Raw genomic sequence first — 18,112 nt, forward strand, 5'->3', positions numbered from 1 at the left:
TCCGGGCCGCCACCCACACCCCCGCCCGGAATCCCGTCCGGCCCCACCCACACCCCCGGCCGGGATAGCGTGGAGGGCGCACAGGACGGGAAGCGGCGGCGAGGAGCGGCACACATGCGGGGTGGGACGGCATCGTGAGGCTCCTGCACACCTCGGACTGGCATCTCGGCCGGTCCTTCCACCGCGTCGGGCTCCTCGAAGCCCAGGCCGCCTTCCTCGACCACCTCGTGGCGACCGTCCACGCGCACCGCGTGGACGCCGTCCTCGTCTCCGGGGACGTCTACGACCGGGCCGTGCCACCGCTGCCCGCCGTCGAGCTCTTCGACACGGCCCTCCACCGCCTCGCCGAGGCCGGGGTGCCCACCGTCATGATCTCCGGCAACCACGACTCGGCCCGCCGCCTCGGCGTCGGCGCGGGGCTCATCGAGCGGGCGGGCATCCACCTCCGTACCGATCCGGCCGGCATCGGCACCCCCGTCGTCCTCACCGACGCCCACGGCGACATCGCGCTCTACGGCCTGCCGTACCTCGAACCCGCCCTCGTGCGCGAACAGCTCGGCGCGCCGAAGGGCGGGCACGAGGCCGTCCTCGCCGCCGCCATGGACCGGGTGCGCGCCGACCTCGCGGCACGCCCCGCAGGCACCCGCTCCGTCGTCCTGGCCCACGCCTTCGTGGCCGGCGGCGCCCCCAGCGACAGCGAGCGGGACATCACCGTCGGCGGCGTCGCCGCCGTCCCCGCCGGTGTCTTCGACGGCGTCGACTACGTCGCGCTCGGCCACCTCCACGGCAGCCAGACCCTCACCCCGCGGGTGCGCTACTCCGGCTCCCCGCTCGCGTACTCCTTCTCCGAGGCCGACCACCGCAAGACGATGTGGCTCGTCGACCTCGGCCCGAGCGGCCCCGACGGGGCGATCACCGGCGCCGAGCGCCTCGACTGCCCCGTCCCGCGCCCCCTCGCCCGGATCCGGGGACGGCTCGACGACCTCCTCGCCGACCCCGCGCTCGCGCCGCACGAGCAGTCCTGGGTCGAGGCCACCCTCACCGACCCCGCACGGCCGGCCGAGCCCATGGCCCGGCTCGCCGAGCGCTTCCCGCACACCCTGAACCTCGTCTTCGACCCCGAGCGGACCGAGGACGGCCCCGGCGCCTCCTACGCCCAGCGGCTCCGGGACCGCAGCGACCAGCAGATCGCGGAGGACTTCGTGGCCCATGTGCGCGGCGGCGAGGGGCTCGACGGCCCGGAGCGGACGGTGCTGTACGGCGCCTTCGACGACGTACGGGTCGACTCGGCCGAGCGCGAGGTGGGCCGGTGAGGCTGCACCGCCTGGAGATCACCGCGTTCGGGCCCTTCGGCACCCGGCAGACGGTCGACTTCGACACCCTCTCCTCCGCCGGTCTCTTCCTCCTCCACGGCCCGACCGGCGCGGGGAAGACCTCCGTCCTCGACGCCGTCTGCTTCGCCCTGTACGGCAGCGTGCCCGGCGTCCGCCAGAGCCCGGGCACCTCCCTGCGCAGCGACCACGCCCCGGTCGGCACGTACACCGAGGTCCTCCTCGAACTGACCGTGGGGGACCGGCGCCTGGAGATCACCCGCCGGCCCGCCCAGCAGCGGCCCAAGAAGCGCGGCGGCGGCTTCACCACCGAGAAGGCCCAGACCTGGCTCCGCGAGTACGACCCCGCCACCGGCACGTGGGCCGGGCTCAGCCGCTCCCACCAGGAGATCGGCGAGGAGATCACCCAGCTCGTCGGCATGAGCCGCGAGCAGTTCTGCCAGGTCGTCCTCCTCCCGCAGGGCGACTTCGCGAAGTTCCTGCGCGCCGACGCCGAGGCCCGGGGCAAGCTCCTCGGCCGCCTCTTCGACACCCGCCGCTTCGCCGCCGTCGAGGAGCGTCTCGCCGACCTCCGGCGCGCCGCCGAGCAGCAGGTACGGGACGGGGACGAGCGGCTCCTCACCCTCGCCCACCGCATGACACAGGCCGCCGGCGGCCTCGAAGCCGCCCGCACCCCCGTCGAGGGGCGCCCCGGCGACCCCGGCCTCGCCGAGTCCGTCCTGACCTGGGCCGCCGTCGCCCGCACCGAGGCCCGTGAGGCCCTCGACATCACCGGCGTACGCCTCGCGGCCGCCGAACGCGGACAGGGCTCCGCGCGCGCCGCCCTCGACGCCGAGAAGGAGCTCGCCGACCGCCAGGCCCGGCACGCCGACGCACTCCGACGGCGCGAGCAGCTCACCGCCCGCGCTCCCGAGCGCGACCGCCACCAGGCGGCCCTCGACCGGTCCCTCAAGGCCGAACGCGTCGCCCCCGCGCTCGGCATGCGCACGGACGCCGAGCGCGAGCACGCCGGCGCGCACGCGGCCCGCGAACGCTCCCGCGCCCTCCTGCCGCCGGACCTCGCCGACCAGGGGGCCGAGCACCTCTCCGCCCTCGAGCACCGGCTGCGCGGGGAGCTCGGCGGCCTCGCCGCGGCCCGCCGCGCCGAGCGCCGCTCCGCCGCCCTCGCCGAGGAGCGCACCGCCCTGGCGCGCGAGGCGCGGGCCGACGAGGACGCCCTCCAGGACGCGGCCGGCTGGCTCGCCGACTGGGAACCCCGCCGGACCGCCCTCGCCGAACGCGTCCTGGCCGCGACCGACGCCGCGGCCCGCGCCGAGCACCTCGCCGGCCGCCTGGACCCCGCCCGCCGCCGGCTCGCCGCGGCCCGCCGCCGCGACGCGCTGGAGCGGGACACCACGGCCGCAGAGGCGCGGCTCACGGACGCCCGCGAGCACCGGAACGCCGCCCACGAGACCTGGCTCGACGTCAAGTCCCGCCGTCTCCAGGGCATCGCCGCCGAACTCGCCGCCACCCTCGCCGAGGGCGAGGCCTGCCAGGTCTGCGGCGCCACGGCCCACCCGGCCCCGGCCCGCACCACCGCCGACCACGTCGACCGGGCCACGGAGGACGCCGCCTACGCGGCCTACACCCGCGCCGACGAGTCCCGTACCGCCGCCGAACGCGAACTGGCCGTCACCCGCGAGGCCTGGTCCGCGGCCCGCGCGGAGGTTTTGTCCGCCGCGTCCGGCTCCGTGGCCTCCGCCGTATCCGGCTCCGTGGCGTCCGACCCCGCCGACCTGCCTGAACCCGCTTCCGGCGCGGATCCCACCGTCGACGAACTCACCCGTGAGGTCGAGGAGTTGACCCGTCTGTACGGCGAGGCGCACGCGCTCGCCGGGCAGACGCACGGCGCCCGCGAGGCGCTCGCGCGGGCCGAGCGGGAGTACGAGGAGCGGGTCGCCGCGCAGCGGGAGGCCGAGCGGCGGACCGCCGCGCGCACCTCGCGCCGCGAGGCCCTCGAAGGGGAGCAGGCGACACTCGACGAGGAACTCGTGCGCGGGCGCGGTGCGTTCGGCAGCGTGGCCGAGCACGCCACCCGGCTGGAGCGGAAGATCGCCGTCCTCGTCGAGGCCGCGAAGGCCCTGGGCGCCGCCGAACTGGCCGCCCAGCGGCTCAAGGAGGCCGACGACCGGCTCGCCGACGCCGCCTACCGCGCGGGCTTCGCCACCCCGGCCGAGGCCCGCGACGCGCTCGTCGGCGAGGCCGAACGCCGCGACCTCCAGCGGCGCGTCGACGCCTGGCAGGCAGAGGCGGCCGCCGTCGCGGACCGGCTCGCCGAGCCCGGTACCGCCGCTGCCGCCGCACTCCCGCCCGCCGACCCGGCGGCCGCCGAGGCCGCCCACACGGCGGCCGAACGCCGGCTCCGGCAGGCCGCGTCCGACCTGGCGGCGGCCCGCGACCGGGCGACCGGACTGACCGGCCTCTCCCGGCAGGCGAGCACCGAGGTCCACCGGCTCGGGCCGCTCCGCGAGGAGTACGACCGGGTGGCCAGGCTCGCCGCCCTCACCGCCGGGACGTCCGCGGAGAACGAGCGCCGGATGCGCCTGGAGTCGTACGTCCTGGCCGCCCGCCTCGAACAGGTCGCCGCCGCCGCGACCGCCCGCCTCCAGCGCATGTCCTCCGGCCGCTACACCCTCGTCCACTCCGACGCGCGCTCCGGCGGCAAGCGGGCCGGCCTCGGGCTGCACGTGGTCGACGCCTGGACGGGCAACGAACGCGACACCGCCACACTCTCCGGCGGCGAGACCTTCTTCGCCTCCCTCGCGCTCGCCCTCGGCCTCGCCGACGTCGTCACGGACGAGGCGGGCGGAGTCCGGCTCGACACCCTCTTCATCGACGAGGGCTTCGGCAGCCTCGACGAGCAGACGCTCGACGAGGTCCTCGACGTCCTCGACTCGCTGCGCGAACGCGACCGCAGCGTCGGCATCGTCAGCCACGTCGGCGACCTGCGCCGCCGGGTCCCGGCCCAGCTGGAGGTCGTCAAGGCGCGGCACGGCTCCGCGGTGCGGCTGCGGACCGGCGGGGACGCGCTCAGCGGCTGATGGAGCGCCGGGGCAGCGGCGAGGAGTAGACGACGCTCGTCGTCACCGAGCCGAGGGTGGCGATCTTCCCGGAGATCTCCTCCAGGTGCCGCATGGAACGGGCGGCGACCTTGAGGACGAAGCAGTCGTCGCCCGTCACGTGGTGGGCCTCCAGGACCTCGGGCGTGGTGGCGATGAGGTCGTGGAACGGCTTGTAGTTTCCGTGCGGGTAGCGCAGCCGTACGAACGCGAGGATGGGCAGCCCGAGCCGGTCCTGGTCGACGATCGCCGTGTACCCGGCGATCACCCCGGCGTCCTCCAGGCGCCGCACCCGCTCGGTCACGGCGGACGGCGACATCGACACGGCGCGGGCCAGCTCGGCGAAGCTGGCCCGGCCCTCGGACTGCAGGGCTTCGAGAATGCGCCAGTCGGTGGCGTCCGGAGTGTATGCGCTGGTCATGCACCAGAGGTAGCAGGGGAATCCCCGGCCGATCAAGGGAACGGCCGGGGATTCTCATGCGGTGGTGTACGAGGTTTCCGGCTCCGCGTCTCAGAGCCGCGACAGCTCGTCGACCAGGTCGTCGAGACCCAGCGGGCCCTGCGAGAGGGCCGCCATGTGCCAGGCCTTCGCGTCGAACGCCTCGCCGTGCGCGGCCCGCGCGTTGGCCCGCCCGAGCAGCCAGGCGCGCTCGCCCAGCTTGTAGCCGATCGCCTGGCCCGGCATCGAGAGGTAGCGGGTCATCTCGCTCTCCACGAAGGACGGCGGGCGGCTGCTGTGCAGCTGGAAGAACTCCTGCGCGAGCTCCGGGGTCCACCGCTCGCCCGGCCGGAACGGCGAGTCCGCCGGGATCTCCAGGCCCAGGTGCATGCCGATGTCCACGATCACCCGGCACGCGCGCATCATCTGGCCGTCGAGGTAGCCCAGACGCCGCTCCGCGTCGGGCAGGAAGCCGAGCTCGTCCATCAGGCGCTCCGCGTACAGCGCCCAGCCCTCCATGTTGGCGCTCACCTTGCCGATGGTCGCCTGGTAGCGGGAGAGCCGGTCGGCGACGTGCACCCACTGCGCGCTCTGGAGGTGATGACCCGGCACACCCTCGTGGTACCAGGTCGACACCATGTCGTAGACGGGGAAGCGGGTCGTGCCGTCCACCGGGAGCCAGGTGCGGCCGGGGCGCGAGAAGTCCTCGGACGGGCCGGTGTAGTAGGGCGCGGCGGCGCCGCCGGCCGGGGCGATCCGGGACTCCACCCGCCGTACGCGGTCGGCCAGTTCGAAATGGGTGCCGTCGAGCGCCTCGATGGCCTCGTCCATCAGCTCCTGGAGCCAGACCCGTACCTCCTCCACCCCTTCGATGTGCGTGCCGTGCTCGTCGAGGTGGGCGAGGGCCTCCCAGGGGCCCGCGCCGGGCAGGATCCGGTCGGCCTCGGTCCGCATCTCGCCGAGGAGGCGGTGGTACTCGGACCAGCCGTACGCGTAGGCCTGGTCGAGGTCCAGGTCGGTGCCGTTGAAATAGCGGCTCCAGCGCTGGTACCGCTCACGGCCCACCGTGTTCGGCGCGTCCGCGACAGTCGGGGCGTACACGTCCCGCATCCAGTCCCGCAGCGCCGCCACCGCCGCGGTGGCGCCCCGGGAGGACTCCGCGAGCTCGGTCCTCAGCTCCTGGGGCAGCGTGTCGGGACAGGCCGTGGCGAACTCCTCGAACCAGCCCCGCCCTTCGCTCTCCGTGCCGGCCCACTCGGTGAGCTGGCCGACGAAGGTGGCGGTCGGGCGCGGCCCGGCGTGGAGCTTGCGCTCCAGGCCGAGCGCGAGCGCCGAGCGGTAGCCCTCCAGCGCGGCGGGGACGGCCCGCAGCCGGGTGGCGACCGCCGTCCAGTCCTCGGCGGTCTCCGTCGGCATCATCGTGAAGACGATGCGCACGCTGTGGGCGGGCGAGCGCATGTTGCTGACCACGCAGAGACCCTCGTCGGCCTCGTGCACGGCGAGTTCGGCCGTGAGACGTTCCCGCAGCAGCCGGGCGCACCGCTGCTCCGCGTCGCTCTCGGCGCCAGGGGCGTGCTCCGCCGCGTCCAGGGCCGCGAGCGTCCGCCGGGCGAGGTCCGCCACGGCCTTCTGCCCGGCGGGCGAGAAGTCGGGCAGACGACCGGCGCTCTCCTTGACTCCCAGGTACGTACCGATGATCGGGTCGAGGGCGATGAGTGCGTCGACGTGGGCGTCGGCGACCTGGCGGGGCAGCGGGCTGCTGGAAGTCTCTGGCATGGGGGTCATCCTGGCCTCTCCCGTCGGCCTCGTCACCCTCGTTCGATCTCAGTCGGCCGACAAGGAAGGGCCCGCCGCGGGCGGCAGGAGCGGGCCGCACTCCCACTGCTGGAAGATCAGCCGGGTCTCGACGCGGGCCACCTCGCGGCGCGAGGTGAACTCGTCGAGCACGAGTCGTTGCAGGTCGGCGGGGTCCGCCACGGCCACGTGGACCAGGTAGTCGTCGGGACCCGTCAGATGGAAGAGCGCCCGGGACTCGGGAAGGGCCCGGATCCGGTCGACGAACGGACCGATCAGTTCCCGCCGATGGGGGCGGACCTGGACGAGGAGAAGGGCTTCCAGCCCACGGCCGAGTTTGGCCGGATCCAGCCGTAGTTGATGACCCAGGATCACGCCGGTGCGGCGCAGCCGGGCCACTCGGTCCAGGCAGGTCGAGGGCGCCACGCCGACCTCGGCGGCGAGTTCGCGGTAAGTGGTCCGGGCGTCGTTCTGCAAGAGGCGAAGAATGTGCAGATCGACCGCGTCCAGTACGACAGATTCGGCCATCTGTCGAACGTAGCACGGCTCGTTCCCGCTACCTTCCGGTAAACGTTCACAGTGCCGCCATGGACGCCATGGACCGCGACCCCTCGGCCACCCCGAGGGCGCTCGCCACCGAAGCTGTGCACGCCGGCCGCGAGGACCTCGCCACGCTCGGACTGCACGCCCCGCCGCTCGACCTGTCGACCACCTACCCCTCGTACGACGCCCGGGCCGAGGCCGCCCGCATCGACGAGTTCGCGACCACCGGTGCGCGGCTCGACGGTCCGCCCGTCTACGCCCGGCTCGACAACCCCACCGTGGCCCGCTTCGAGGAGGCCCTCGCCCGCCTGGAGGGCGCCGAGGCCGCCGTCGCCTTCGCCAGCGGCATGGCGGCGTTCACCGCCGTCCTGCTCGCCCGGGCGAGCCAGGGGCTGCGCCACGTGGTCGCCGTCCGTCCGCTGTACGGCTGCAGCGACCACCTCCTCGAAGCCGGGCTCCTCGGCACCGAGGTGACCTGGACCGACCCGGCGGGCATCGCGGACGCGATCCGCCCCGACACGGGCCTCGTCATGGTCGAGTCCCCGGCGAACCCGACCCTGGCCGAGGCCGACATCCGCGCCCTCGCCCACTCCTGCGGCTCCGTGCCGCTCCTGGTCGACAACACCTTCGCCACGCCGGTCCTCCAGCGGCCCGTCGAGCAGGGCGCGCGGATCGTGCTGCACAGCGCGACCAAGTACCTGGGCGGGCACGGCGACGTCATGGGCGGCGTCGTCGCCTGCGACGAGGAGTTCGCCCGTACCCTCCGCCAGGTCCGTTTCGCCACCGGCGGGGTGCTCCACCCGCTCGCCGGCTATCTGCTGTTGCGGGGCCTCTCCACCCTTCCCGTACGGGTGCGGGCGGCGTCCTCCTCGGCCGCCGAGCTGGTCCGGCGGCTCGCCACCGACCCCCGGATCGCCCGCGTCCACTATCCGCGGATCGGCGGCGCGATGATCGCCTTCGAGGTCTACGGGGACCCGCACGACGTGATAGCCGGCGTACGGCTGATCACGCCGGCGGTCAGTCTCGGCAGCGTCGACACCCTCATCCAGCACCCGGCCTCCATCAGCCACCGGATCGTGGCCGAGGGAGACCGGCGCTCGGCGGGCGTCAGCGACCGGCTGTTGCGCCTGTCGGTCGGCCTGGAGGACGTCGAGGACCTGTGGCGGGACCTGACGCAGGCGCTCAGCGCTCCGCCCGCCGGACCTCCTCTTGAGGCAGGGACCGCGGCGCGGACCGCGGGCTCCGCTGCGACGCCGTGGCCAGTCGCGCGGTGATGACGAGGGTGCCCTCCTCGATCTGGTAGTCGAGGGGGAGCTGCAGTGCCCGCATGGCGGCCACCATCCCGGTGTTGGACGCCTGGGTCACGGCGTACACGCTCTCGCAGCCGGCCTCCTCGGCCATCGCCACCAGCCGGCCGAGGAGTTCGGAGCCGATGCCGCGCCGCTGCCAGTCGTCCTCGACCATCAGGGCGACCTCGGTCTCGTCGCCGTCCCACAGGAGGTGGCCGAGGGCGACGAGCCGGCCCGAGGTCGTCTGCACCGCGAGCGTGCGCCCGAAGCGGGGGCTCAGCAGATGGTCGAGGTAGCGGTCGGCGTCCCCGACGGGGCCGTGGTAGCGCAGGCCGAGGGTGCGGGCCGAGCAGCGGTCGTGCATCGCCCGCGCGGCCCGCAGGTCGCGCTGGTCCGCACGGCGGACCGTGATCTCGTTGCCCTCCGGCAGGGTCAGCACGTCCTGGCTGCGCGGCAGGCGCGGGCCGAGCCGGGCGTCGAGCTCGACGAGCGCGCGGGCGCGGGCGAACTCGGTCGGGGTGAAGGGCAGATAGGGCCGCTCGACGATGAGCGTGCCACCGTGGGGATCGCGCAGCCGCATCACGGTCTCCTCCAGCACCCCTTCGACCGGGGCCTGTTCGCCGACGGGGCGGCCGGTGAGGGAGAGCGCGGGCACGGAGTGGAGCGTGCAGCGGCCGAGGAGCCCGCGCAGTGCGAGCGGCAGCTCGGCGGCGTCGAGCGCCGTACGGGTCGCGAGGCCGAGGACCCGGGTCGGCGTGTCGACCAGGTCGTGGGCGTCGGCCCGCTCGGTCCACGTGTCGCGGCCGCCGGCCGCCGCGGTCTCGCGGGCGAGGTCCTGGGCGGAGAGCCCGGCGGGGGCGCGCAGCAGGAACTCGTCGACCGTGCCCCGGGCGAGCGGGTGGGTCTGGAGGGTGAGGATGTCCACGCCCAGCCGGGCGAGGACCGTGCACAGGGCGGCGAGGCTGCCCGGGGTGTCCTCGACGGTGGTCCGCATGCGCCAGAGCGCGGTCTCGGCGGGCGGTCGCGGGGCGTCCTCCGTGCCCTCGCCTCCCTCGGCCGTTCCCGCGCCCGCGTCGGCCGACGAAGCCGTGGTGGAGCGCCCGCCGGTGTCACCGCCCGGAGATCCGGGGGGCGGGGCATGACTGGCATGACTGTGCCTCCGCGCCCACCAGGTGTGGAAGGCGGCGGTGGCGACCAGCGCGATCGCCGAGAACACCAGGAGGTAGTGGCCGTCGGGCCCCTTGACGATGGTCTTGGCGATCGTGTCGGCCACCACCACGGCGGTGAAGAGGGCGGCGAGCTCGATCAGGTCGTGCCGCCAGTGGTGCGGGCGGCGGGTGCTCTTCGAAGACGTCACATCGGTCATGACCTCACTGTGACCCAGCGGTGTTGCGTGATCACGAACGTTCTGTGACTGACGGGTTAAGCGCCGATCTGGTGCCTTAGGGCCCGATTCGGACCGGTTGGGTCATGGTCTGATCGGGCCCGTGACCGGGCCGGCCCGGACCGGCTCACCGAAGGAGCGCGTCCCGACGGGATCAGGGGCGGAGCGCGTCCCGCCCGGCTCACCGACGGAGCGCGTCCCGACCCGGCTCAGCGACGAAGCGCGTCCCGTAGCCGCTTCGCCTGGGCGACCAGCTGCGTGGCGCCCTTCGCCGAGGCGACGCCGTCGAGGCCGGCGAGCTCACCCCGCGCCCCGCACCGCTCCACGCAGTCGGCCGCCACCGCGAGCACCTCGCCCAGGCCCCGCACCGGCTTCCCGGCGCCCAGCACCTCGGGGAGCGCCGCGGCGAGGACCGCCCAGACCGTCCCATACGCCCCGGTGGCCGCCGCCGTCCGGGCCGCGTCCGCCAGCCGGTTCGGCTTGACCGAACCCTCGGCGAGCAGCCACGCCAGCTCCTCGCCCACGCGCCGCGCGTCCAGATCGCCCCGGGACGCGAGCACGAGCAGCGCGTCCACCGCCCGCAGCCGGTCGTCCGCGTCGCCGTCGCCCAGTCCGAGCGCGAGGGTGACGGCCACGGCCCGGCCCACCCGGCCCTCTGCCTCGGCGATTCCGGTCAGCGGGTCCGTCGTCTCCCGTGAACTGTCGCTGCCGCGTGCGAGCGACGGTACAAAGCAGGCCGCGAGTACCTCGCGGTCGGCCGGCAGGATCGGGGCCCAGTGCTCCCCGCCGGAGACCCAGTGGTAGCAGCGGCGGGGGGCCGTCTCCAGAGTGCCGCCCAGCCACCGGAAGGAGGGCGGGAACTCTTCCCGCACCACGGCCCGGTCGGCGAGCTCGACAACCACCCGCTGGACGACGGACCACCTCTCCAGGGACCGGTCCTCCTCCCGCTCGAGGAACCGTACGGTCGCCGCCAGCGGCTCGTCCGCCCGCAGCCACGCGCCGAGCCGTTGCCCGGCCACGGTGCCGAGGGCCGACGCCTCCCCTTCCGCCCGCCCGACATCGGGGCCGGTCCGCAGGACCCGCAGCAGGGCCTGGGCCAGATCGGCGGGGGCGGGCTCGACGCCCGCGTCCCGGTAGGCGCGCAGTCGCTCGACGAGCACCAGAGGATCGATCCCGCCGGTGCTCACGGTCGGCGAGGCGAGCAGGAAGGGCAGCGCGTCCGTGCCGATCAGAGCGGAGGTCTCCCACAGCCGCGCGTCCCTGATGCCCGTCAGCGCCTCGTGGAAGCAGGCCGTGGCCTCGGGTTCCCGGACCCGGCGGGCCTCGATCCACGACGGCTCCAGCAGCCCGAGCAACCCCGCGAGCACCGCGTGGAGCGCGCGGAAGTCGTAGGAGAAGTGGTGCGGCTCCTGCCAGCTCGTGGTGGTGAACGCCTCCCGCACCGCCCGCGCCAGCGTCTCCCGGTCCCGGTGCGCGTGGCGCACCAGCCCGTCGAGGGCCCGCTCGAACCGCACCGGATCGTCGGAGACCCCCTTCGCCAGCAGGTCCTCCACCAGCTCCTCGACCGTCGCCGCCGGCGGCCGGACCCCCTGCGGCTCGGGCACGGGCGGCAGGATCTCCTCGTACGGAAGCCCGCTCTCCTCCTCCAGAGCCTCCCCGAACAGCTCCACGGCGGCCTGCCGGTGCGCCGGGCTCAGCAGCCCGGCCTGATCGGCCAGCTCCCGCCGTACGGACTCGTCCACAGCGGCCAGATGACGGCCCACCAGCTTCAGCGCGCGCCCCTGGAGGTCGGTGTCCTCGTTCCCGAAGACCTCCGCCACCGCCGGCAGCAGCTCGCCCGCCGCGCCAGGCTCCCGCGCCAGCGCCTTGCCGACCAGAGTCAACTGGGACCGGATCAGCTTCTTCTCGGTTCGGAAGAGCACCGCACTCGTCATCTCGGCCAGCGCGGCGGTCGACAGCACCCCGCCATCCGCCAACTCCGTCAGCACCTCCTGCGCGTACCCCGCGATCGGCGACGGCGTGTCGGCCGTCATCCCGACCAGGTCGGGGATCCGCTCCCGGAACTCCGCTGCGGTCGGCTCGACCAACCGCAGCACGTCCAGCGGGAACCGCAGGTCGCGCGGGCGGCCGCCCCGCAACAGCCGGGACAGTGCGGTGTCCAGGACCTCGGCCCGGCCCAGCAGGCCCTCCCCGACGAGCGCCGCGACCGCCGTGGGCCAGTGCGCGTGGGGAGCCTCGGTGACCGTCCAGGTCAACGCGTCGGGGCTCTCCGTCATCGAGAGGGCGTGGAGCGCCAGGACGGGCGTCTGCGAGTCCTCCCGCAGCCGCTCCAGGAGCTCGGGGCCCTCGAACGACCGCCGCCAGCGACTGCCGGCGCGGAACTCCCACGCCCACCCCAGGACATAGCCGTCCGTCGCCGGCACCGCGCAGCCGGACCGCTCCACAAGGCCGCGGATCAGCTTGTAACTGTGCTCCGCCACGGACGGCCGTGCGGCGAGCCGGCCGGCCACGTCGGCCTGCCATTCCGGAGGGAAGTCCGCGACCACCTGGAGGACCAGATCAGCGCCCTCCGAGCGCCAGGGCAGCAGATCACGGCCACCGAGCCAGGTCGCCGCCCCCGAGGAACCCGGGTGACAACCCGCCCCCGCGACGTACAGCGCGCGCCGGACGTCGGCCGCCTCCCTCGGGCGCTTCGACTCCCAGCTCCGCACCTCGGTGCGCAGCGCCTTCAGTTCGGCGAGGACGGTCTTCCGCTCCGCCGCGCCCAGCCCCTCCAGAAGCGCGGGCACCTCGTCGGCGCGCCCGCCGCGCACCGCCTCGATCAGCTTCCCGGTCTCCACGGCCACGTCGGTCTCTTCGGTCACTTCGGCCCCCTCGCCCTTCGTCGTCCCCACGGCGCTCTCCGTCCCCACGGCCCTCTCCCTCCCTCGTATCACTGCACCGGCCCCCGACTTCCGCTCCTCCGTCTCGCGCCCGATCACCACGTCGCTCCCGTCTCGGCTTCCGGCATCACCCGCGTCACCCGTGGTTCCCCTCCCGGCACCGGCTCGGCGGCCGACCCGCCCCGCCGGACCATCCGCACCGCGAGCGCGTGCTTGCACGGGCCGCGCCGCCCCTGGTGGTCCGCCCACCACTGGCACGTGCAGTTCAGCGCCCCGCCCGACTCCCGCACCCGGTAGCGCCGCTCGCCCGAGGCCACCGTCGCCAGCTCCCCGTCGAGCTCCACCGCGCCTTCCGCGACCAGCAGGCGCGCGCTCAGCAGCCGGGGGTTGTGCCGCTCGGCGCGATCCGCGTCGTACGGCAGCTCGCGGTGGAAGTAGGCCGCCTCCGCCACGTCGTAGCCCACCCGGCCCGCCGTGCCCAGCCGGGTCAGCGCCGCCCGCACCCGCTCGACCGTGAGTCCGGCCCGCTCCGCGAGGTCCGCCGGGTCGATCCGGGGCTCCCAGGCCAGCAGCACGGCGATCAGCTCCGCGTCCCGCGCCGCGTCCTCCGTCGCCAGCGCCTCCAGGACCCCGCCCTCGCCGGAGAAGCCCCGCGCCGGATCGGGCGACAGCGTCAGCGTGAGCCGCATGCCCGGCAGGGTCACCTCCCAGGCGCTCGCCGTGGCCGCCGCGCCGTCCGGCACCGGCCCGTACACCCGCAGCCCCGTCGCATGCCGCAGCACGCGCTCCAGGGCGACCAGCCGGTCGGGACCCGGCAGGCACACCGCACCCGGACCCGGTCGCGTCGTCGGCCGCAGCGTCCGGCCCGCCGGGACGACCCACAGCGGGCCGCGCCCCCGGCTCTGCGTGCGCGGCAGGGACCGCAGGAACCGTACGGCCTCCGCCCCCGTCAGCTCGGCCCGCAGGTCGAACCGGGCCGAGGCGACCTGCGCCTCGGCGAAGCCCCGCAGCCACCGGTCCGGAAGCGGGACCTTCTTCTCCACGACCGCCCCCGCGAGGGTGGTCACCGCCAACTCCTCTGGGCCGACCCGCAGATGCAGCGGATCGTCCCCGGTCATCCGCGACAGCGCCTCGCGCAGTGGGTCGTTGACATCCACATTGGTCGTGCCGTGACCCGTCTCCGCGCCGCCGAGCCCTTCGTGGAGCACGTCCAGGCGCGCGTACACCCCGCCGCAGCCGGAGAAGGACTCGAACCGCAGCCGGTCCCCGTTCCCCGTCACCACCGGGTCCAGCGACCCCGGCCGTATCCGCTGGTGATAGCGGGCCGCCGCCACGTCTGCGACCGCGAGGAGACCGCGGGCGGCGACCTGAGGAGCGGCCAGGAAGCCGGCGAAGAAACGGGGACGGGCCTCGGCACCCCGGGGCGTGAGACCCCCCGCCGTCTCCAGGCCGAGCAGCCGGCCGGAGCCCGTGGACTCCAGCACGGAAGGGCGTGCGTAGGCGAGCGCATGTACGGATCGCGTCATGAGGAAAACGGTAGGGCGCCCCACTGACAATGACCCGGGGCCGTCCCCGCACCGCCCCCGACGGGCGCGCGTACTCCGACGAGTACCGACTCCGACGACCGGCCGTTACTGTCCGACGAGCCCCGGCCGCAGCACCTTGCTGAACAGCACCGACCCGCCCTCCGCCCGGAGCCGTACCGTCAGTTCGCCGCTGTGTCCGTCGATGTCGACCTCGCCGAAGTACTGCGGGCTCTCCATCGGCGACAGGTTCGCCCGCTCCGGCGCCCGGACGAACACCCGTTCCGGACCGAAGGTCGCGTCCAGCGCGTTCGCCGGGAACCCGCCCGCCGCCAGCGGCCCGGACACGAACTCCCAGAAGGGCGCGAAGTCCTGGAAGGCCGCCCGCTCCGGCGCGTAGTGCTGCGCCGACGTGTAGTGCACGTCCGCCGTCAGCCACACCGTGCCGGTGATCCGGCGGTGCTTCACGAACCGCAGCAGCTCCGCGATCTGGAGCTCACGGCCCAGCGGCGCGCCCGGGTCGCCCTGCGCGACCGCCTCGAAGTTCGCGGAGCCGTCCGGCACGACGAGCCCGAGCGGCATGTCCGCGGCGAGCACCTTCCACACCGCCGTCGACGCGGCCAGCTCCCGCTTCAGCCAAGCCAGCTGCTCCGCGCCCAGGATTCCGGTGGTGTCGTCGGCCTGCCGACCGGGGGAGTTGGCGTTCCGGTACGACCGCATGTCGAGCACGAACACGTCGAGCAGCGGGCCGTACCGCACCACCCGGTGCATCCGACCCGCGCGCGCCTCCGCGCCCCCGCGCGCGTGGAGGGTGGACACCGGCGTGTACTCGCCGAAGGCCCGCAGCGCGCGGGCCGCGAGGACGTCCACGTCCTTCTCCGAGTACCGCACGTCGTCCAGGATCTGGCCCGGGTACCAGTTGTTGCGCACCTCGTGGTCGTCCCACTGCACCACCGACGGCACCTGCGCGTTGAACGCCCGGACGTTGTGGTCGAGCAGGTTGTACCGGAAGTTGCCCCTGTACTCGGCGAGCGTCTCCGCGACCTTCGACTTCTCCGGCGTCGTGACGTTCCGCCAGATCCGCCCGTCGGGCAGCGTCACGCTCGGCTGGATGACCCCGTCGGCGTAGATCGAGTCGCCGCTGCACAGGAAGAAGTCGGGGTCGAGGCGGCGCATCTCCTCGTACGCGCGAAAGCCGCCGATGTCCGGGTTGATGCCCCAGCCCTGGCCCGCGATGTCCCCCGACCACAGGAAGCGGACCCCGTCACGGCGCCGTTCCGGGGCCGTGCGGAAGGTGCCGACGACCGGCTCGCCCGTCCGGCGCGGGTCGTCCGGGTCGGCCAGCGTCACCCGGTAGTGGATCTGCTCGCCGGCCGGCAGTCCGCGCAGCGCGGTCGTGCCGGTGAAGTCCGTGCCCGCGCCGACGAGCGGCCCGTGGTGCCGGCGTACCCGCCGGAACGACTCGCTCGCCGAGGTCTCGACGAGCATGCGCGCGGGCCGGTCCGCACGGACCCACACCAGACCGGAGGAGGCCGTGACGTCGCCCGTCTGCACACCCCAGCCGGCGCGCGGCCGCCCCGAGAGCGCGAACGCCGGCGCCGCCATGCCCGCGCCGCCGAGCGCGAGAGCCGCCGAGGCGGCCAGCGACCCGCGCAGCAGACCGCGCCGCCCGGGAGACGGAGACGTAGACGGAGGGGGAGTGGAAGGGGGCGTGGGGGAGGAACCGGGCACGGGGTGGGACATGGAAGACCTCCGGAAGCGCGTCCGGGCGCGGGAGTCGCGCCGCCGCACCCTGCCTAACGGCCGGGGGCGGCGCCCGCGCGAACCCCGCGTGAACAGATCACTCCCGGCCCGTCACTGCCGGCCCGTCACTCCCTGCCGACCGCCCCCGCCACGAGCCGGACGCCCCGGGCGATGGCCGAGGGCGCCAGATGCGCGTACCCGAGGACCAGCCGTACGTCCCCGTCGACGGGCCGCTCCGTGCCGTACTCCTCCAGGGGCCGCAGCGCCACGCCCGCCTCCGCCGCCCGCGCCAGGAACCGCGCGGGCGGCCCGAACCGCCCCGGCACGCGCGCGATGACGTGCAGTCCGGCCGCGATCCCGCTCACCCGCGTGCCCGGCAGATGCTCGTCGAGCGCGGCGAGCAGCGCGTCCCGCCGCTCCCGGTAGGCACGCTGACAGCGCCGCAGCTGCCGGTCGTACCCGCCGCGCGTCACGAACTCCGCGAGCGTGGCCTGATCGAGTACGGGATTACCGAGGTCCATCGTCCGTTTCCGCTCGACGACCTCGCCGAGGAGCTCCCCCGGGACGAGCATCCAGCCCAGCCGCATCCCCGGCGCCAGCGACTTGCTGACCGAGCCCGCGTACGCGACGCGCTCCGGGTCGAGCCCCTGGAGCGCGCCCACCGGCGCACGGTCGTAGCGGAAGTCCCCGTCGTAGTCGTCCTCCAGGACGTATCCGTCCACCGTCCGCGCCCAGTCGAGGAGCGCGGCGCGCCGCTCCGCCGACCAGCTGATCCCGGACGGGAACTGGTGCGAGGGCGTCACGACCACCGCGCGCACCCCGGAGGCGGTGAGCGGCCCGGGCCGCAGCCCCTCCTCGTCCAGCGGCAGCCACACCGTGTCCATGCCGGTCGCGGCGAACAGCCGTCCGTGCTCCGGGCTGCCCGGATCCTCGATGCCCACGGTGCGCAGCCCCCGCGCCCGCAGGACGAAGCCGAGCAGCGTCGACGCCTGCGCCACGCCCGAACAGACCACGACCCGCTCGGGATCGGCCACCACGCCCCGCCGCCGGGCCAGCATCCCGGCCAGCGCCTCGCGCAGTTCGGGCAGTCCGCGCGGGTCCGGGTAGCCGAGCGCGGGGTGCGGCAGCCGCGTCATGACGGACCGCTGGGCCGCCGCCCACGCGGCTCTCGGGAAGAGCGACAGGTCGGGGGTGCCCGGACGGAAGTCCACCAGGACCCCGGGCACCCCGGGCGCCGGGTCGCGGACCCCGCGCACGGCCGAGCGAGCGGCACCGCCCACCCAGGTCCCCGCGCCCCGGTCGCTGCGCAGATACCCCTCGGCGGTGAGCTGTTCGTAGGCCTCGGTGACCAGGCCCCGTGAGACACCGAGGTCGGCCGCGAGCTCACGGCTCGACGGCAGCCGGGTCCCTGGCGTCAGCCGCCCCGAGCGCACCGCGTCGCGCAAGGCCTCCTGCAGGGCCCGCCCCCGCCGCCGGGCCGGGGCGCCGGCCGCCGGCAGGAGCAACTCCCAGGCGGGCTGGGCGTGCTGCCCCGCGGCCGGAGGATTCCCGTCCGGCCCGCGCGGCACGTCCGGCCCACATGGCATGTCCGGCCCACATGGCATGTCCGGTTCGCGTGGCATGTCCGGCCCGCCTGGCACATCGCCTGGCACGCCCACCCCGAATGGCACGTCCGCCTCACGATCCTGTCTCTGGGAGTCCGCTCCCGACGAGTGTGCCCTACTCGCCGATCTCGACCGGAGTGCCGGCGGTGGCCGGTGCCGGTGCCGGTGCCGGTGCGGGGACCGGCTTCCGCTGGGTGAAGCCCTGGAGGAGCTGGGCGAGGTCGACGCCCGTGGTGGAGGAGAGGAGTTCCATGCCCTGGGCGACGTTGTCGGTGACGGTACGGGTCAACTGGCTGGCCCCGTCGGTGGAGATGACGGTCAGCTTGTCGATGGCCGACAGCGGCTCGGACGCCTTGGCGACGACCTGCGGCAGGACCTCGACGAGCATCTGGAGGACGGCGGCGTCACCGTACCGGGCGAAGGCGTCGGCCTTCTTCTCCATGGCCTCGGCCTCGGCGGAGCCCCGCGCCGTGATGGCCGCG

The 18,112-nt window shown here is 74.9% G+C and carries 12 protein-coding genes; 3 read left to right on the forward strand and 9 right to left on the reverse strand.

From position 1 onward, the window contains the following. Positions 1 to 134: 134 nt before the first annotated feature. A complete protein-coding gene (locus SGA01_RS35560; RefSeq protein WP_141302033.1) occupies positions 135 to 1,313 on the forward strand; it encodes an exonuclease SbcCD subunit D in 1,179 nt (392 codons plus the stop codon). Continuing rightward, positions 1,310 to 4,411 carry an AAA family ATPase gene (locus SGA01_RS35565; RefSeq protein WP_141302035.1) on the forward strand — a complete coding sequence of 1,034 codons (3,102 nt, stop codon included), beginning with the start codon at positions 1,310 to 1,312 and terminating at the stop codon, positions 4,409 to 4,411. The genes SGA01_RS35560 and SGA01_RS35565 overlap by 4 nt, the downstream gene beginning before the upstream one ends. Here SGA01_RS35565 and SGA01_RS35570 read toward each other — a convergent pair. From SGA01_RS35570 to SGA01_RS35580, 3 genes are all read right to left on the reverse strand, one after another. After that, positions 4,401 to 4,850, reverse strand: a complete 450-nt coding sequence (locus tag SGA01_RS35570; RefSeq protein ID WP_141302037.1) for an Lrp/AsnC family transcriptional regulator — start codon at positions 4,848 to 4,850, stop codon at positions 4,401 to 4,403. The two genes, SGA01_RS35565 and SGA01_RS35570, sit on opposite strands and share 11 nt — an antisense overlap. A gap of 90 nt (positions 4,851 to 4,940) precedes the next feature. After that, complete coding sequence (locus SGA01_RS35575; protein WP_167534249.1) at positions 4,941 to 6,644, reverse strand: DUF885 domain-containing protein; 1,704 nt, start codon at positions 6,642 to 6,644, stop codon at positions 4,941 to 4,943. 48 nt (positions 6,645 to 6,692) lie between these two features. After that, positions 6,693 to 7,190, reverse strand: coding sequence for an Lrp/AsnC family transcriptional regulator (locus tag SGA01_RS35580; protein WP_055644748.1), 498 nt, complete (start codon positions 7,188 to 7,190; stop codon positions 6,693 to 6,695). A gap of 59 nt (positions 7,191 to 7,249) precedes the next feature. Here SGA01_RS35580 and SGA01_RS35585 point away from each other — a divergent pair, with 59 nt between their 5' ends. After that, on the forward strand, positions 7,250 to 8,479 hold the full coding sequence (locus SGA01_RS35585; RefSeq protein ID WP_141302041.1) for a trans-sulfuration enzyme family protein: 1,230 nt from the start codon (positions 7,250 to 7,252) through the stop codon (positions 8,477 to 8,479). On the opposite strand, the gene SGA01_RS35590 is transcribed toward SGA01_RS35585, so the two are convergent. From SGA01_RS35590 to SGA01_RS35615, 6 genes are all read right to left on the reverse strand, one after another. Then, positions 8,388 to 9,860 carry a GNAT family N-acetyltransferase gene (locus tag SGA01_RS35590; RefSeq protein ID WP_141302043.1) on the reverse strand — a complete coding sequence of 491 codons (1,473 nt, stop codon included), beginning with the start codon at positions 9,858 to 9,860 and terminating at the stop codon, positions 8,388 to 8,390. The genes SGA01_RS35585 and SGA01_RS35590 overlap by 92 nt on opposite strands. A 227-nt stretch (positions 9,861 to 10,087) precedes the next feature. Next, complete coding sequence (locus SGA01_RS35595; protein WP_229918343.1) at positions 10,088 to 12,790, reverse strand: DUF7824 domain-containing protein; 2,703 nt, start codon at positions 12,788 to 12,790, stop codon at positions 10,088 to 10,090. A gap of 65 nt (positions 12,791 to 12,855) precedes the next feature. Further along, positions 12,856 to 14,286: an SWIM zinc finger family protein gene (locus SGA01_RS35600; protein WP_229918344.1), complete on the reverse strand. Its 1,431-nt coding sequence runs from the start codon at positions 14,284 to 14,286 to the stop codon at positions 12,856 to 12,858. A 105-nt stretch (positions 14,287 to 14,391) separates the two neighbouring features. Next, the gene (locus tag SGA01_RS35605) at positions 14,392 to 16,026 is read right to left on the reverse strand and encodes an alkaline phosphatase D family protein (RefSeq protein ID WP_229918345.1); all 1,635 of its coding nucleotides are present in this window, start codon (positions 16,024 to 16,026) and stop codon (positions 14,392 to 14,394) included. 125 nt (positions 16,027 to 16,151) lie between these two features. Beyond that, positions 16,152 to 17,612, reverse strand: a complete 1,461-nt coding sequence (pdxR, locus tag SGA01_RS35610) for a MocR-like pyridoxine biosynthesis transcription factor PdxR (protein ID WP_141302046.1) — start codon at positions 17,610 to 17,612, stop codon at positions 16,152 to 16,154. Between the two features lie 133 nt (positions 17,613 to 17,745). Beyond that, positions 17,746 to 18,112, reverse strand: a 367-nt coding sequence (locus tag SGA01_RS35615; protein ID WP_304364582.1) for a flotillin domain-containing protein, incomplete at its 5' end; no start/stop codon positions are given.

The organism is Streptomyces gardneri (assembly GCF_006539185.1).
Classification (GTDB): domain Bacteria; phylum Actinomycetota; class Actinomycetes; order Streptomycetales; family Streptomycetaceae; genus Streptomyces; species Streptomyces gardneri.

Excerpts from the sequence above, each read along its gene's own strand:
- pdxR (WP_141302046.1), bottom strand. The coding sequence starts at position 17,612 with ATGCCATGTGGGCCGGACGTGCCGCGCGGGCCGGACGGGAATCCTCCG.
- SGA01_RS35570 (WP_141302037.1), bottom strand. The coding sequence starts at position 4,850 with ATGACCAGCGCATACACTCCGGACGCCACCGACTGGCGCATTCTCGAA.
- SGA01_RS35575 (WP_167534249.1), bottom strand. The coding sequence starts at position 6,644 with ATGCCAGAGACTTCCAGCAGCCCGCTGCCCCGCCAGGTCGCCGACGCC.
- SGA01_RS35605 (WP_229918345.1), bottom strand. The coding sequence starts at position 16,026 with ATGTCCCACCCCGTGCCCGGTTCCTCCCCCACGCCCCCTTCCACTCCC.
- SGA01_RS35600 (WP_229918344.1), bottom strand. The coding sequence starts at position 14,286 with ATGACGCGATCCGTACATGCGCTCGCCTACGCACGCCCTTCCGTGCTG.
- SGA01_RS35580 (WP_055644748.1), bottom strand. The coding sequence starts at position 7,190 with ATGGCCGAATCTGTCGTACTGGACGCGGTCGATCTGCACATTCTTCGC.
- SGA01_RS35590 (WP_141302043.1), bottom strand. The coding sequence starts at position 9,860 with ATGACCGATGTGACGTCTTCGAAGAGCACCCGCCGCCCGCACCACTGG.
- SGA01_RS35585 (WP_141302041.1), top strand. The coding sequence starts at position 7,250 with ATGGACGCCATGGACCGCGACCCCTCGGCCACCCCGAGGGCGCTCGCC.